Source organism: Endozoicomonas sp. ALD040 (assembly GCF_049275945.1).
In the GTDB taxonomy this organism is placed as follows: domain Bacteria; phylum Pseudomonadota; class Gammaproteobacteria; order Pseudomonadales; family Endozoicomonadaceae; genus Endozoicomonas_A.
In genome coordinates this window covers 3,147,382-3,164,254 of sequence record NZ_CP184829.1, presented here as the reverse complement: position 1 = coordinate 3,164,254, position 16,873 = coordinate 3,147,382, and the positions used below count along the sequence as shown (strand labels likewise).

General features: G+C 48.7%; 9 protein-coding genes. 7 read left to right on the top strand and 2 right to left on the bottom strand.

The window, feature by feature from the left end:
• Positions 1 to 136 precede the first annotated feature (136 nt).
• The 3 genes from ACOJUN_RS11405 (at position 137) to ACOJUN_RS11395 (ending at position 4,049) form a co-directional block, all read left to right on the top strand.
• Complete coding sequence (locus ACOJUN_RS11405; RefSeq protein ID WP_422136726.1) at positions 137 to 1,159, top strand: putative 2-aminoethylphosphonate ABC transporter substrate-binding protein; 1,023 nt, start codon at positions 137 to 139, stop codon at positions 1,157 to 1,159.
• An 87-nt stretch (positions 1,160 to 1,246) separates the two neighbouring features.
• Entirely contained in the window at positions 1,247 to 2,305 is a 1,059-nt protein-coding gene (locus tag ACOJUN_RS11400) for a putative 2-aminoethylphosphonate ABC transporter ATP-binding protein (protein ID WP_422136725.1), read from the top strand.
• Positions 2,286 to 4,049, top strand: coding sequence for a putative 2-aminoethylphosphonate ABC transporter permease subunit (locus ACOJUN_RS11395; protein ID WP_422136724.1), 1,764 nt, complete (start codon positions 2,286 to 2,288; stop codon positions 4,047 to 4,049). The genes ACOJUN_RS11400 and ACOJUN_RS11395 overlap by 20 nt, the downstream gene beginning before the upstream one ends.
• A 92-nt stretch (positions 4,050 to 4,141) precedes the next feature.
• Here ACOJUN_RS11395 and ACOJUN_RS11390 read toward each other — a convergent pair whose 3' ends face one another.
• Positions 4,142 to 4,936, bottom strand: coding sequence for a DUF1028 domain-containing protein (locus ACOJUN_RS11390; protein WP_422136723.1), 795 nt, complete (start codon positions 4,934 to 4,936; stop codon positions 4,142 to 4,144).
• Positions 4,937 to 5,067: 131 nt separating this feature from the next.
• Here ACOJUN_RS11390 and rep point away from each other — a divergent pair, with 131 nt between their 5' ends.
• The 4 genes from rep (at position 5,068) to ACOJUN_RS11370 (ending at position 16,359) form a co-directional block, all read left to right on the top strand.
• A complete protein-coding gene (gene rep, locus ACOJUN_RS11385) occupies positions 5,068 to 7,080 on the top strand; it encodes a DNA helicase Rep (protein ID WP_422136722.1) in 2,013 nt (670 codons plus the stop codon).
• A 170-nt stretch (positions 7,081 to 7,250) separates the two neighbouring features.
• Complete coding sequence (locus ACOJUN_RS11380) at positions 7,251 to 10,025, top strand: hypothetical protein (RefSeq protein ID WP_422136721.1); 2,775 nt, start codon at positions 7,251 to 7,253, stop codon at positions 10,023 to 10,025.
• A gap of 292 nt (positions 10,026 to 10,317) precedes the next feature.
• Positions 10,318 to 12,927 (top strand): hypothetical protein, encoded by a 2,610-nt coding sequence (locus tag ACOJUN_RS11375; RefSeq protein WP_422136720.1) that lies wholly within the window; start codon positions 10,318 to 10,320, stop codon positions 12,925 to 12,927.
• Positions 12,928 to 12,966: 39 nt separating this feature from the next.
• Positions 12,967 to 16,359 (top strand): hypothetical protein, encoded by a 3,393-nt coding sequence (locus tag ACOJUN_RS11370; RefSeq protein ID WP_422136719.1) that lies wholly within the window; start codon positions 12,967 to 12,969, stop codon positions 16,357 to 16,359.
• Positions 16,360 to 16,543: 184 nt separating this feature from the next.
• Here ACOJUN_RS11370 and ACOJUN_RS11365 read toward each other — a convergent pair whose 3' ends face one another.
• Positions 16,544 to 16,756 (bottom strand): hypothetical protein, encoded by a 213-nt coding sequence (locus tag ACOJUN_RS11365; RefSeq protein ID WP_422136718.1) that lies wholly within the window; start codon positions 16,754 to 16,756, stop codon positions 16,544 to 16,546.
• Positions 16,757 to 16,873: the final 117 nt, after the last annotated feature.

Below are 16,873 nucleotides of genomic sequence, written 5' to 3'. Positions count from 1 at the left end.
AGTTGGCCATGTTGCAGGAAGCTGTCACAGAGTCGAAAAAGATCTGTAATATTTTAGTCATTTCTCTCTCGTAGAATCGCGATATCCCTTCTGGTCTTAGCCAGAACAAAATGATTATCCGACTGGAGAGAGCTCCATGAAAAAACACCTGACAGCCCTGACCCTGGCAACAACTTCAATTTTCAGCGCTTCATCTTTCGCTGCATCTCCTGTGGAATTGACGGTTTATACTGCTTTTGAGACCGACATTCTGAATCGCTACAAGAAAGCCTTTGAGCAGGATAATCCCGATATCAGCATCAAATGGGTACGGGACTCTACCGGTATCATGACCGCTAAACTGCTGGCAGAAAAAGATAACAGCAGGGCAGACGTCGTATGGGGTCTGGCCGGTTCCAGCATGGCACTGCTGAAGGACGAAGGCGTACTGGGCACCTACAAGCCCAGAGGTCTGGATCAAATCAAGACTCAGCTGGTTGATCCTGATGCCGCTAAAGCCTGGTTTGGCAACCAGGCCTATTTCAATGTCATTTGCTACAACGAAGCGGTAGCCGCAGCCAAAAAACTGCCCAAGCCTCAATCCTGGCAAGACCTGCTTGATCCGGTCTATCAGGGCCAGATTGCCATGCCTAACCCGGCCTCTTCCGGCACTGGCTATATGCAGGTTTCCGCCTGGCTGCAGAGCATGGGTGAAGACAAAGGCTGGGCCTATATGGATAAGCTGAACAACAACATGTCCCAATACACTCACTCAGGTTCCAAGCCCTGTGTTCAGGCTGCCATGGGTGAAGTGGCTATTGGTATTTCCATGGCAGTTCGTGGAGCTCAACTGAAAAGCCAGGGCGCGCCACTGGATCTGATTCTGCCAAAAGGTGGCATTGGCTGGGATGTGGAGTCAGTGGGTCTGGTTGCAGGTACCGACAAGGCTGCAGCTGGAAAAAAACTGATCGACTGGTCTCTCAGCCAGGAAGCGAATGAGCATTATGTAGAGGCTTACCCCGTTGTCGGTCACAAAGACGTCCGTAAAGAAGTACCTAACTATCCAGATGTAGAAAGCGCCATGGTGGATCTGGACTTTGGTGAAATGGCCAGTGAGCGTGAGACTGTACTTGCTGAGTGGTCCAAGCGTTTCGATCATATGTCCGAACCCAAGTCGTGATATCACACTAGTTACACAGAAAGTGCCGTTTATTCCCCAACGGGAATAAACGGCTTTTCAGGTTTGGAGCTTTAGGAAGTTAACGCTATGAAACCCTTTCTCACCATCGAAAACCTGGGGAAACGCTTCGGCGATTTCACCGCTCTCAAAGAGATTTCCCTGTCCGTTAATAAGGGTGAATTCATCTGTTTTCTCGGCCCCTCGGGTTGCGGAAAGACGACGCTGTTGAGAATGATTGCCGGATTGGAAGCCTGTAAACAGGGAGAGATCTGGCAGGATGGCACCAACATAACAGCACTCCCACCTGAACAAAGAGACTTCGGCATTGTCTTTCAATCCTATGCCCTGTTCCCCAACCTGAGTGTTTCAGAAAATATCGGTTTTGGTTTGAAAAACCAGGGTCAATCCAAACGTGAAGTTGAGGACAGCGTGAACCAATGGCTGGATATTATCGGCCTGCAGGATTCCGGCCTCAAATTTCCCTCTCAGCTTTCTGGCGGTCAACAACAGCGTGTAGCACTGGCAAGGGCTCTGGCACTCTCTCCGGGGTTGTTGTTGCTCGATGAACCCCTCTCGGCCCTGGATGCCAAAGTCAGAATCAAGTTGCGGGAAACGATCTGTAAGCTGCAAAGAAAACTGGGCATTACCACCATTATGGTGACCCATGACCAGGAAGAAGCCATGGCTATGGCTGATCGCATCGTGGTGATGAATCACGGAAACATAGAACAGATAGGCACACCGGAAGAAATTTACAAACAGCCAGCCTCTCGCTTCGTTGCTGAATTTGTTGGCGCCATGAACTTTCTGGAAGGTGATACCAACAAAAAGAATCAGGTCGTACTGGCCAACCAGCCACTCTCTCTGCCAGTGACTGAGTCAACAACGAGAAAAGTGATTCTGGGGATTCGTCCGGAAGACCTGAGCTTCAGTGAAGGTCAGTCTGCTTTGCCAGTCAGTGTTGAAAGTCTGGAGTTTCAGGGCTCCTTTGTTCGTGCAGAGTGCAGCCCTGTTGGCTGGAGCAGTGAGCGACTGATTAAAGTCGATGTACCTGTCCACCAGCTGGCTGGCCTTAAGCTGGAACCGGGGAGCCAGAATCGGTTGTCCCTGAGTGAAAAACATATCCATGTCTTCCCTGCAGCATGATGAGCCCGCTTTAAATATGAGTCTATCTACACACACCCCAGCGGATGCAAACTCTCCAGCACTGGGCCGGAAGCCTCTGCTGCCAGCCATCAGCAGGGATCAATGGATTCTTGGGCTGGTCATCGGAGCGGTTGCTCTCTATCTGATCATTTCACTGCTTCTGCCACTCCTGGCCATGCTGGCAAGAAGCGTTCAGGACAGCAGTGGGACGTTTATTGGTCTGAGTTACTTTGCTGAGTATCTTGGCAACCCGGCCCTGAGTCATTCCATTGGCAACACGCTGAAAGTCGGTGTTATTGTTACGACAATAGTCGTTAGCTTGTCATTCCTGTTTGCTTACGGACTGACACGAACCCAGATGCCTTTGAAACCGCTCTTCAAAGTAATGGGCATGTTACCCATACTGGCACCTTCCCTATTGCCTGCCATCAGTATGATTTATCTGTTTGGTAATCAGGGGGTGGCTGTAGACCTGCTGTTTGGTCACTCTATTTATGGTCTGCCCGGTATTGTTATGGGTCTGGCTTTCTGGACCTTTCCCCATGCACTGCTAATTCTTACCACGGCGCTTTCAACATCCGACGCCAGACTCTATGAAGCAGCTCGCTCCATGGGTACCTCTCCATTCAGAACGTTTACAACAGTCACGCTTCCAGCTGCCAAGTTTGGTTTGATCAGCACGGTCACTGTCGTATTCACCCTGGTCGTAACCGACTTTGGTGTCCCGAAAGTGATTGGTGGCCAATATAACGTACTGGCTACCGACATCTATAAACAGGTCGCCGGTCAGCAGAACTTTGCCATGGGCGCTGTCATCAGTGTGCTTTTGCTGATACCCGCTCTATTGGCTTTTGTGATTGATCACAGAGTGCAGAAAAAACAGAAGGAATTGTTTGGCGCTCGCTCAGTCAATTTCCAGCCCGAGCGAAACCCCGTGAAGGACAGCATTTTCTTCCTGCTCTGTAGCCTGGTCTCTCTGGCCATTTTGGCCGTGGTGGGCATGGCGATTTATGGCTCATTGGTCACTTTCTGGCCCTGGAATATGGAGCTATCCTGGAACAACTATCAGTTTGAAAGGTTCAGTGCCAATGGCTGGGAACCCTATTTCAACTCTCTGGAAATGGCGTTCTATACGGCTATTGCCGGAACCCTGATTATTTTCATTACCGCTTACAATGTGGAAAAAAGTAAGTTACCCCCCATACTAAGGCACTTTATCCACATTATGGCCATGTTGCCGATGGCAGTACCCGGTATGGTGCTGGGTCTGGGTTATATCTTCTTCTTTAATCAGGCCGGTAATCCGCTGGGTATACTCTATGGAACCATGGCTATTCTGGTTATCAACACCGTGGCCCACTATTTCACTGTCGGGCACCTGACGGCATTGACCGCTCTGAAGAAGTTACCCGCCGAGATCGAACAGGTAGCCGCATCACTCAAGATTCCACAGTATAAAGCTTTCCTGAAAGTATCCCTGCCGGTCTGCACGCCTGCTTTGCTGGATATAGCGATCTACCTTTTCGTCAACGCCCTGACCACCACGTCGGCTGTTGTTTTCCTTTACTCCACGGATACTATGCTGGCTTCCGTTTCTGTAATGAATATGGAAGATGCCGGACAAACAGGCCCGGCCGCAGCCATGGCGGTTTTGATTCTGGCAACCGCAGCCTGCGTCAAGATAGCTCATATGACGTTGGGTAAATTGCTATTGAACAGAACCCAGAAGTGGAAGCACTCCTGAAGCACTCAAAACTCGCTGGTCTGTGGGAACGTGATTGATTCGTTCCCACGATGAAGCATGGGAAGCAGAATATTTTTACGACGGGGAGGATATCAAAGGTCTTGATGCACCTGCTTCCCGGAAATAGATGCTTTCCATTTGTCAAACTGAGCCTGAAGCTCATTGATCGGATCGACACCTGCGGGAACGGACGCTACGCCCAAATCGACGTAGTAGTTCTCTTCGGTGTCATCAGGTCGGGCAACCACCAAAAAAGAGAATAATGAGGAAACCCCTTTAGAAGAACAGCGGCGATCGGCACCAGCAAAATTAGCGCCCTGTATGGCGGCCATGAGTTTATCAGCCAGACTGCCCTGGGTACCGTTAAAACTATCTTCCATATTATCCAATACTGCTTCATGTAATAGAGAATTTCCCAGAATCACATAATGGTTTCCCGTACGATGTCCATCTGCAATAAAGACATCTTCTCCCGTAAAAGCAGCAGACCGTGGATGATTGGCAGCATCAAAATCGACAATGCCGTACTGCCGGGCGGATGGGAATTGATCCACGTCATTGGCCTTTAGCCAGCGAATGATTTGCTCGGGACTCATACCCTCATCCATCTTTTTGCTGGCATTTTGCTGATTGACTTCGTGGTAAAAAGCCTGGCTGACGATGACACCTTTGCCCGGATGCAGTCGTGATAAAAAATCGGTTTCCGTACGCTGGAAGGCGCTTAGAGGAGAACAGGTTGCCCCGGCAGCCCCAACTTCTCTGGTAACAGGGTCAACGGCAACAATAGAAAAAGTACCCTGAGCAGTTAAAGAGACTGACAGCAGTGACAGCACACTGAAAATAAAACGAAATTTCATAGGCTCAAAAACCACTTGAATTTTTGTCATTGTTATATTGATCCTGTGACCAGAATGGTGCCAGAGAGCCTTTATGTCAATTTTAAAACAGACAACGGTACAGCCAGATTCCTGATATACTGATCCTCTCAGCTCAAGACACAACACCAAAGCGACCCCCCGTGCACAGACTCAACGACCGACAGGCCGAAGCCGTCAAATACATTGATACCCCTTTGCTGGTTCTGGCCGGTGCGGGCAGTGGCAAAACCAGTGTGATCACCACCAAAATCGCTTACCTGATTCAGGAATGTGGTATCAATGCCCGCAATATCATTGCCGTGACCTTCACCAACAAGGCCGCACGGGAAATGAAAGAGCGTGTCGGCAAACTGGTCAAGGGCAGGGCCTCCTACGGTTTGACGGTTTCAACCTTTCACAACCTGGGGCTCAACCTGATCCGCAAGGAATGCAAGACGCTGGGATACAAGCCGGGCTTTTCCATTTTTGATGCCCAGGATGCCCACGCTCTGATAGGCGAATTGATGCAGCGGGAAATGGGATCAGACGAAGAGAGCGTTGATGCCGTCCAGCACATGATCTCCAACTGGAAGAATGACCTGATTCTGCCCCCACAGGCCATGGCCAATGCCCGTCAGCCCAACGAGCAACTCGCTGCTCGGGTTTATGAACATTATAACCGCACGTTAAAAGCCTTTAATGCGGTCGATTTTGATGATTTGATTCTGCAACCGGTCATGTTGTTCCGTGAGCATCCGGAAGTTCTGGAGCGCTGGCAGAACAAAACCCACTATGTGCTGGTCGACGAATATCAGGATACCAATGGTGCTCAGTATGAGTTGATCAGTCGACTGGTAGGAGACCGGGGCAAACTCACCGTGGTAGGTGACGATGATCAGTCCATTTACGCCTGGCGTGGTGCCCGTCCTGAAAACCTGGCACTGCTCAAGGACGATTATCCTTCGTTAAGAGTTATCAAGCTCGAACAGAATTACCGCTCCACCAGCCGTATCCTGAAAGCGGCCAATACCCTGATTGCCAATAATCCCCACGTGTTTGAAAAAACGCTGTGGAGCGAACTGGGCATGGGGGAGACTATTCGGGTTATTCGATGCCGTAATGACGAGATGGAATGTGAACGCATTGCTACCGAAATACTGACCCAGAAACTAAAAAACGGTACCCACTGGAAAGATTACGCGGTGCTGTATCGAGGCAACTTCCAGTCTCGCTTGCTGGAAATGAAGCTTCAGCATCATCAAATTCCTTACCGCATCAATGGCGGCACTTCATTCTTCGCCCGCGCTGAAGTCAAAGACATGATGGCTTATCTCCGACTGCTGGTGAATCAGGATGATGACAACGCCTTCCTGCGTGTTGTCAACATCCCCCGTCGGGAGATAGGCCCTGCTACGTTGGAAAAACTGGGCAATTACGCCGGTACTCACAACCTGAGTTTGTACGCTGCTTCGCAGGAAATGGGTCTTCAGGAAGACCTGTCGCCCAAGTATGTCGAGAAGCTACGCAACTTTACCCAGTGGCTGGATTCGGTATCCCGCCGCTGCCAGACCGATGAAGACCCCATTGCCGCTATCCGTGAAATGATTAACGACTGCGACTATGAAAACTGGCTGATGCAGACCACAGCAACGCCTGCAGGGGCAGAGAAACGCATGGGCAATGTCTGGTTCCTGATTGACTCACTGCAACAGACTCTCGAAAGAGGCGACGAAGATGCTACGGTTGAAGATGCCATCGCCCGACTGATTCTCAGAGATATGATGGAACGGCAGGAAGAGGAAGAAGATAACGACAAGGTACAACTGTTAACGCTTCATGCTTCCAAGGGGCTTGAGTACCCCTATGTATTCATGATGGGTATGGAAGAGGACCTTCTGCCCCACCGTACCAGCATTGAAGAAGACAATATTGAAGAAGAACGACGACTGACTTACGTCGGCATCACCCGCGCCAGAAAGACTTTGACCATGACGCTGGCAGGGCAGCGAAAGCAGTACGGTGAAATCATTGATACCACACCCAGTCGTTTCCTCGACGAACTGCCACAGGAAGACCTGGAATATACAGGATTCGGCGAGAAGGCCAGTAAGGAACAGAATGCCCTGACCGGTAATGCAGCTCTGGCGATGTTACGCAGCCGGTTGAGCGACTGAATAGCAACAGCAGCCCGCCTTAAAAACCATTCGGATTTTTCTTCTGCCAGCTTCAAGGCGACTCTGACCCAGTCAATGGGGTGCCTGGAATCTTTCTGCATGATGACGCCCCGTAGTCTATACATACAGACTCGAGTGGTTGTTATCATTATTCTTATCGCAGTACCCGTATGAATAGAAGCCTGACTGTCGGTGAAAGATCGTCTTTGCTATTAGTGTCGCTTGTCGCCTGTTTTCCGGACTGCAGCAGTTGGGCTGACACTGTCGAGCTGAACAATAATAATTTCAATCAATACCTGAATGCTGACCATCCGGTCAAAGGTGACTATCAGTTAACCAGTAATATTGACCTGAGCCAATTTCTCTGGAAACCCATCGGCAATGCGTCCGTTCCGTTTTCTCTCACTCTGAATGGCAACGGCCACGTTATTTCCGGACTCAAGGTTTCAACTTCAACCGATAACACGACCTCAGGCTTTTTCGGGTCACTGCAAAACAGCACCATCAGGCAGATCCTGCTTAAAGAGCCAAAAGTGACCAGTACCGGATTTACAAGCCCGGCAGGTGCCCTTGTGGGAGAGTTGAAAGGCAGCAGGATTGAAGAAGTAGTCAATTATGACGGAGCCGTCAAAACCATTGGTTCTCTCAGTCATGCCGGAGGTGTAGCGGGCAGTGTTACTGATAGCATTATACACGACAGCGTAAACACCGGAACCGTTATCACGACCGCAGATGCCAGCGCAGGCGGTATCGCCGGATTGGCGGTTCAGGCATCGTCCCTGTCAAATAACCTGAATACCGGAAAAATAGCCTCCAGAAATTTATATGCCTCACCTGCCGGTGGCATTGTCGGAGCTCTGAGAAACAACAGCATTGCTAACAACAATGTCAATACCGGTGAAGTTAATGTTGGCTTTAGCCAATTTTCCGGGGGGGTTGCAGGAGAAGCACAAACAGCCAAGGTATTACATAACCTCAACACTGGAAAAATATCTTCAGATTATTCGAGAGCCTACTCCAGGTTAGTTGGAAGCGTAAGTGGAAGCAGTGGCGGAATAGTGGGGCATGCTTGCGGGCAAACCCTGGTCAGCAAAAATCTCAATACGGGTAGCATTTCTACAAAGCGTTGGCGTACCTACGCAGGTGGAATAGCAGGAGACGTGATCAACGCGCCTGTTGTTCAAAATGTCAATGTCGGAACTGTCAGGACTCACGGCAATCAGGCATCTGCCGGAGGAATTACCGGGGAAGCGATTGGTACAAGCGTTCAGGACAACCTGAATGCCGGAGCAGTCATAACGAAAGGCGTTAATGGCCACGTAGGTGGTATTACCGGGGCTGCGGCCCACTTGGCCTCAGTTTACAATAATGTCAATACGGGGCGGGTTGAGGCACAACAGGGAGCGTGGTCCTATGTCAGTCCTGCAGCCGCAAGAGTGTACCGGGCAGGTCCTATTGAGCATAACCTGGATACTTTCACAAAGTACCAATGGACCAGTGAGACATTCAGTGGACGTAATAAAGGTGTCGTAAGACTATCGAAAAGTGCTCTCAAATCAAACCTGACCGGATTGAACAGCACGCTCTGGAATGCCGGTAATGAATCGCAGCTGCCGATGCTCAAAGGCATTAACATCCCCTACCGTGAGCTGGCCCGAATAAGTGGTAACAAATTCCCAACAGCTCTGAGTGAGTTTGCAGACCCCGGTGGTCTTTCAAATGCCACCTCTTTTAATCCTGATGTCTGGAACGCTCGGGATGGTTACTTACCCTTTCTACACGTTTTCTCCAAATCACAAGCCTTATTAGCCGGGATTGACTGCACACAAGAAGGATTTGACTGCAGTACAGACAATGACATCTCGCAGACTCCAACATCCACACAGCCTTTGCCACCCCATTCGCCCGGCCTCTCAAGTCAATGCCCGCCACCAGAAGGCACACCGCTCTTGCAAGCCTATGACCCGGAAAACCAGCATATATACGTTGTGATTAAGGCTGAACCGTCTTCTGAATCGGCTCCTGGAGGTATAATTCTGGCACGCTATAAGGGCCCTGAACTGGATCAACAATTTGGTTTGTGCGGCATTGTGACTTATACAACCTCTAGCCCCCACGCCAAAATACTGAGCTCATACCCGTCTCTGTCAGCAAAGGTTATTCACAAAACCACAGGCTCTTCCCTCAATATTATTGCAACAACAAAGTCAGGAAAAACGACCCTGTTCGAGTTCCCGTTAACGGCCAACCAGAGATACCGATTGCAATTCAACGTAAAACTAAATCCCGCTGCTGCTTCTGAAAACGATGATAAAAAGTTGATAACCGCCAGTAACATTGACACGGTCAACTCTCGGCTGGACATCCTGATACAAAAAGACCAGACCTACGTTGCCACATTCAGTCCCGGAGAAGAGAAACTTTCTATTCGTCGGTTTGCCGCTGACAGTGGAGAAATGGATAGTACTTTTATTATTGATGACTGGATTGATTTTTCTTCCCGCTCCCCGGATTCACCTACAACCGTCAGGCTGATGACAACGGAAGATTATCTGCACGCCATTATTTACAACAGCGATGGACAACTGTCTGTATTTACTTATGAAGATCAGGTCAACGTCCATCGTTTTGACACCAGATTTAAACCTGCGGCAGCAGAGTCTATGCGCCTGGTATTTGTAGGCAATAAAGCTTACCTGGCCATTGAAAACCCTGATACTGAGGAAGGCGGTCGGCAGGTTCAGATGCAAGAAATCTCTCTGGGCATTGAAAACTTCAATCGTCAAAAACCCTGTGTCGCATTACGGTCTTCGGAATCGTCTGCGGTGATTTCTGACTGGCGGACTGAGCTTATTGCAGCAGGCGCTGTAGTGGCTACTACGGCGGTTGCAGTCATCCTTATCATTAACAAGTTTAAAAGGTCAGGAATGCGAACACGTAAGTAGCGACCCTGAGAAAACGGGCAAATACAAAGTCAGTCGGCATGATGACTCTGAATAGTCTACATTAACGTACTTATTATCATTATCTCTATGGTAGTTCTGCAATGAATAAAAGCCTGATAAGAGATCAAAATCGGCAAAGCCTGACTATAAAAAAAAATCCTTTGCACTATTACTGTCACTTGTCGTCTGTTTCTCAAACGGAAACAATTGGGCCAGCACTATTGAGCTGAACAATAATAATTTCAGAGAACATCTGAATGCCGACCACCCGGTCGAAGGTCACTATCAGCTAGTGAGTGATATTGACTTGAGCCAATTCACTCCCTGGAAACCCATCGGCAACACCTCCATTCCGTTTTCTCTCACACTGTATGGCAACGGCCACGTTATTTCCGGACTCAAGGTTTCAACGTCAGCCGATAACACAGCCTCAGGCTTGTTCGGGTCACTGCAGAACAGCACCATCAGGCAGATCCTGTTTAAAGAGCCAAAAGTGAGCACTGTCGGATTTACAAGCCCGGCAGGTGCCCTTGTGGGAGAATTGAAAGGCAGCAGGATTGAAGAGGTGGTCAATTATGCCGGAATCGTCAGAGCGAGCGGTCCTGGTAGTCATAGCGGAGGTTTGGCGGGCAGTGTTTCTGATAGCGTTATACACGACAGTGTAAATACTGGCACCGTCCTGACGATCAGAGCTGCCAGCGCAGGTGGTATCGCTGGCTGGGCCGATCAGACATCTTCCATATCTAATAACCTGAATACCGGAAAAATAACCTCCAGAATTTTATATTCCTCCTCGCCTGCCGGTGGCATTGTCGGAACCCTGAAAAACAACAGTACTGCTAACAACAATATAAACACCGGTGAAATTAATGTTGGCTATACCGAATATTCCGGTGGGATAGCAGGACAAGCAGAAGCATCGGAGGTATTACATAACCTGAATACCGGAAAAGTTGCCTCGGATTATTTGCGAAGCTTCTGCTTCTGCTGCGGGGAAGGTGGTAGCAGTGGTGGAATAGTGGGACATGCCTCCGGGCAAACTCTGGTCAGCAAAAATCTCAATACGGGTAGCATTTCTACAAAGTATTGGCGTACCTATGCAGGTGGAATAGCGGGGGATGTGGTCAAGGCTCCTGTTGCTCAAAATGTCAATGCCGGAACTGTCACTACTCAAGGCCCTCAGGCATCCGCCGGGGGTATTACCGGAGAAGCTGAAGGTTCTAGCGTAAGGGACAACCTGAATGTCGGAGCAATCACAACGAAAGGTGTTAGTGGTCATATAGGTGCTATTTCCGGGGCAGCCACCCTTTCAGCCACAGTGTGCAACAATGTCAACACAGGGTCCGTTGAAGCCCAGCGAAACTTCAGCTACGTAAGCGGGGCCGCAGCAAGAGTTTGGAAGGCAGGTCGTATTGAGCATAATCTGGATACTTTCACAAAGTACCAATGGACCAGTGAGAGAGGCAGTGGACGTAATAAAGGTGTCGTAAGACTATCGAAAAGTGATCTCAAATCAAACCTGACCGGATTGAATAGCACGCTCTGGAATGCCGGTAATGAATCGCAGCTGCCTATGCTCAGAGGCATTAACATCCCCTACCGTGAACTGGTCCGAATAAGTGGTAACAAATTGCCGACAGTTCTGAGTGAGTTTGCAGACCCCGGTGGTGTTTCAAATGCCACCTCTTTTAATCCTGATGTCTGGAACGCTCGGGATGGTTACTTACCCTTTCTACACGTTTTCTCCAAATCACAAGCCTTATTAGCCGGGATTGACTGCACACAAGAAGGATTTGACTGCAGTACAGACAATGACATCTCGCAGACTCCAACATCCACACAGCCTTTGCCACCCCATTCGCCCGGCCTCTCAAGTCAATGCCCGCCACCAGAAGGCATACCACTCTTGCAAACCTATGACCCGGAAAACCAGCATATATACGTTGTGATTAAAGCTGAACCGTCTTCTGAATCGGCTCCTGGAGGTATAATTCTGGCACGCTATAAGGGCCCTGAACTGGATCAACAATTTGGTTTGTGCGGCATTGTGACTTATACAACCTCTAGCCCCCACGCCAAAATACTGAGCTCATACCCGTCTCTGTCAGCAAAGGTTATTCACAAAACCACAGGCTCTTCCCTCAATATTATTGCAACAACAAAGTCAGGAAAAACGACCCTGTTCGAGTTCCCGTTAACGGCCAACCAGAGATACCGATTGCAATTCAACGTAAAACTAAATCCCGCTGCTGCTTCTGAAAACGATGATAGAAAGTTGATAACCGCCAGTAACATTGACACGGTCAACTCTCGGCTGGACATCCTGATACAAAAAGACCAGACCTACGTTGCCACATTCAGTCCCGGAGAAGAGAAACTTTCTATTCGTCGGTTTGCCGCTGACAGTGGAGAAATGGATAGTACTTTTATTATTGATGACTGGATTGATTTTTCTTCCCGCTCCCCGGATTCACCTACAACCGTCAGGCTGATGACAACGGAAGATTATCTGCACGCCATTATTTACAACAGCGATGGACAACTGTCTGTATTTACTTATGAAGATCAGGTCAACGTCCATCGTTTTGACACCAGATTTAAGCCTGCGGCGGTAGAATCTATGCGCCTGGTATTTGTAGGCAATAAAGCTTACCTGGCCATTGAAAACCCTGATACTGAGGAGGGCGGTCGGCAGGTTCGGATGCAAGAAATCTCTCTGGGTCTTGAAAACTACAATCGTCAAAAACCCTCTGTCGCTTTATGGTCTGCAGAATCGTCTGCGGTGATTTCTGACTGGCGAACTGAGCTTATTGCAGGAAGCGCTGCAGTCGCTACAACGGCGGTTGCAGTCGTCCTGGCCATCAACAAGTTTAAAAGGTCAGGAATGAAAACCCGTAAGTAGCGACCCTGAAGAAACGGGCAAATAACAAGGCCAGTCGGCATGATGACTCTGAGTAGTCTATATAAACCTACCTATTATCATTATCTCCATGGTATTGCCGCAATGGATAAAAGCCTGATAAAAGATCAAAATCAGGCAAAGCCTGACTATCAAAAAAAATTCTCTGTACTATTACTGTCACTTGTCGTCTGTTTCTCAAACGGAAGCAATTGGGCCAGCACTATTGAGCTGGACAATAATAATTTCAGGCAATATCTGAATGCTGACCACCCGGTCAAAGGTTGCTATCGGTTAATCAGTGATATTGACCTGAGCCAAATTGTCTGGAAACCCGTCGGCAATAAATCCGTTCCGTTTTCCCTCACTCTGGAAGGCAACGGACATGTTATTTCCGGCCTCAAGGTTTCAACTTCACATTATGGCACTGCCACTGGCTTGTTCGGGTCACTACAGAACAGTGTCATCAGGCAGATCCTGATTAAACGGCCAAAAGTAAGGAGTTCCAGATTTGTGAGCCCGACAGGTGCGCTTGTGGGAGACTTGAAAGGCAGCATAATTGAAGAGGTGGTTAATTATGCCGGAACAATCAAAACGACCGGTTACGGCAGTGACGCCGGCGGTTTGGCGGGCAGTGTTTCTGACAGCGTCATACGCGATAGTGTAAACACCGGCACCGTCACCACAATTTTTGGAGGCAGCACAGGCGGAATCGCCGGATTGGCCAATCAGACATCATCTGTTTCAAATAACCTGAATACCGGAAAAATAATCTCCGGATTTTGGCATTCCTCACCCGCAGGTGGCATTGTTGGAACACTGAAAAATAACAGTACTGCTAACAATAATATGAATACCGGCGGGGTCACTGTCAGATATACCGAAAATTCCGGGGGAATTGCAGGAAAGGCAGAAACGGCCAGGGTATTAAATAATCTTAATACCGGAAAAATGTCCATAAATTCGAGATTAGTCGACGCTATAAAAACAGGAGGCAAGGGCGGAATAGTGGGGCAGGCCTCCGGGCAAACTATGGTCAGCAGAAACCTCAATACTGGTGACATTTTTTCAGAGTATGTTCCAACACATGCGGGTGGAATAGCGGGGCAAGTGGACGAGAGTTCTGTTGTTCAAAATGTAAATGCCGGGACTGTCAGTGCTGACGGCCCAGTGGGAGGTATTGCCGGGGCTACTGAAGGTGGAATCATTAAGCACAACCTTAATGCCGGAGCAATTGTATCATCTGATATTGGTGGCTATGTCGGTGGTATTGCCGGAGATGCCAGCTATATGGACTCGGTTTACAACAATGTAAATACGGGGTCACTTGGGGCTCAGGAAGGAAGTCTCTATCTGAGCGGGGCTGTGGCAAGAATCTGGATGACAGATCGTATTGAGAATAACCTGGATACTTTCACAAAGAATCAATCGGCTAGTTTAGGTGATGATGGACGAAATACAGGAATCAAAAGACTGCCAAAAACTGCTCTCAAATCAGACCTGAGTGGTTTGAACAGCACACTCTGGAATGCCGGTGATGCAACACAGCTGCCGATGCTCAAAAGCGTTAACACCCCTTACCGTGACCTTGCCCGAATAGATGGTACCCAACAGACAAATAACCAGTTTCCCACCGTCCTGAATGAGTTTGCTGATCCTGGTGGTGAGACAGATGCTACCTCTTTCAATCGTATTATCTGGAACGGACGGGATGGTTATTTACCGTTTCCAAAAGTTTTCTACAAACCACAAACACTACTGGCTGGAATTGATTGCACACAAGGAGGATTTGACTGCCGCGAGGATAAGAACATCGTGGCAACTCCGTCGGTTACACCATCGTCGTCTGCTCGGCTCTCAACCGTTTCATTAAGCACTGCTTCCAGACCCCATAGCTTATCGGATTCGGAGTCAGCGTCAGAAACTTCATCTCCGGCCCAATCGTCATCTGCACAGCATTCAATCAGCGAATTGGACACTACACTCGGGGCTCGTACTTTACCTGATTCGGAGTCACCATCAGAAAAATTGTTGCATACAGCCTTACCTGATAGTACATCCTCCACAACCCATTCAGCCAATCCGCTGGATAACTGTCCGCCACTGAAGGGCACACCTCTCTACCAGGCGTACGACCCGGTAACCCAGCGGATATACGTTGTCATCCAGCCTGGAACACATTATGAAGAACTTTCGGAAGGGGTTATTCTGGCACGCTATAAAGGCACCGAACTGGATAAACAATTTGGTTTGTGCGGCGTTATGAAATACACCCCCTCTGACAACCACGCCATAATGCTGGATCCCTCCCAGTCACTGGTAGGACAGGTTATTCAGGAAACAACTGGTTCCTTCCTTAACCTTGTTGTAACAACAGATTCAGGAAAAACGACTCTGCTCGAGTTCCCGTTAAGTGCTATCCAGGGATACCAGGCACAATTCACCGTTAATAACGACTTATTCCCTGAAAATCTGCAAATTAATGATGCTACTCATCATCAGGGTTTCATGTATTTAACTGGAACAGTCGATGACAACATATTTATTGGCCATTACCACCAGCAGCAGCTCTTTTATCCTATAGATTATGCCGAAAGCAGTGGCCAATATGATGAGGAACAAGGGCTTAGTCTAAGGCTTTCCCCGGATGGTGAACGCCTTTATGTAACGGGCAAAAGTGATAGAGATACATCCTATCAACTGTTTATCAGGCAGTTCGATAGTAGTCAACTAAGCCCCATTGCCACTTTTGGAGACAGCGGGAAAGAGATAATACCCACCAATAACATCGACAGAGTCAATATTCAGCAGGATATCCTGATACAAAAAGACCAAGTCTACGTTGCAACATTTAGCCCTGAGAAAGAGCAACTGTCTATTCGCCGGTTCGCCACTGAAAATGGCCAGATGGATAGTGCTTTTATGATTGACGATAGCGTTGGCTTTCCTTCCCGCACATCGGGTTCGTTTGCAACTGTCAGGTTGGTGACAACGGAAGATTATTCGCACGCCATTATCTACACCAGTGATGGACAAATGTCTGTAGTTACTTATAAAGATCAGGCCAACATTAATCGTTTCGATACCACATTCAAACCGGCAGCAGTAAAGTCTATGCGACCGGTTTTTGTGGGCAATAAAGTCTATCTGTCCGTTCAGGATTATGAGAGTGAGAAGGGGAGTCGGCATGTTCAGATGCAGGAAATTTTTCTGCATCCTGGAAACTACAACCATCAAAAACCCCCTGCCGCCATATTGTATAAGGAATCGCCATCGTCCTTCGGATTGTCCAGGAAATCATCCGGAAAACTTTCTGCAGCAGTTTTTGGTTTGGGAATCGGGCTTATTACAGCGAGCACTGTGATGACTGTAACGATTGCAATTGTGATAGCCATTAAGACCCTCAAGAAACAACCGCCTCTATCAGCAATATAAATGCAACTTCCAGACGCTTTTATCAAGGATCATCCGTATAACAAAAGCTGCCTGATATGTTCCTGCATAATGACTCCTCTTAGCAAAATCGTCGTAAACCCTCGCCCAATCGAGGGTGTCGCAAAAGCCCAACAACTCGTTTCCACGCTCTGTGTGGGTGTCGCAAAACTTCAACAGCTCGTTCTCATGCTCTGAAGTCGTCATTCCCGCGAAGGCGGGAATCCAGCGCCAACGGTGGATCTCTGGCTTCTCGGGGATGACAAGGCCAGGGGGACACCGGGCAGTATGGTTCTGGTGGAGAGTCAGTGTGGATTCCCGCCTTCGCGGGAATGACGAGAATGAAGTCGGCAATGACGGGAGTCAGCGAGTTCCCACGCCGGAGAGAGTTTTGCGACACCCTCGATTGGGCGAGGGTTTACGACGATTTTGCTAACATTGGCATGAACCGTGACTGATGAGCTGAACAGGATTTTATTACGGATCGTCTGGATAACAAAATCTGCTTGCCATGCTT

Bases quoted from the DNA above. Each gene is read 5' to 3' on its own strand.
- ACOJUN_RS11400 (WP_422136725.1), top strand. From the start codon at position 1,247: ATGAAACCCTTTCTCACCATCGAAAACCTGGGGAAACGCTTCGGCGAT.
- ACOJUN_RS11395 (WP_422136724.1), top strand. From the start codon at position 2,286: ATGTCTTCCCTGCAGCATGATGAGCCCGCTTTAAATATGAGTCTATCT.
- ACOJUN_RS11390 (WP_422136723.1), bottom strand. From the start codon at position 4,936: ATGACAAAAATTCAAGTGGTTTTTGAGCCTATGAAATTTCGTTTTATT.
- ACOJUN_RS11370 (WP_422136719.1), top strand. From the start codon at position 12,967: ATGATGACTCTGAGTAGTCTATATAAACCTACCTATTATCATTATCTC.
- ACOJUN_RS11405 (WP_422136726.1), top strand. From the start codon at position 137: ATGAAAAAACACCTGACAGCCCTGACCCTGGCAACAACTTCAATTTTC.
- ACOJUN_RS11380 (WP_422136721.1), top strand. From the start codon at position 7,251: ATGAATAGAAGCCTGACTGTCGGTGAAAGATCGTCTTTGCTATTAGTG.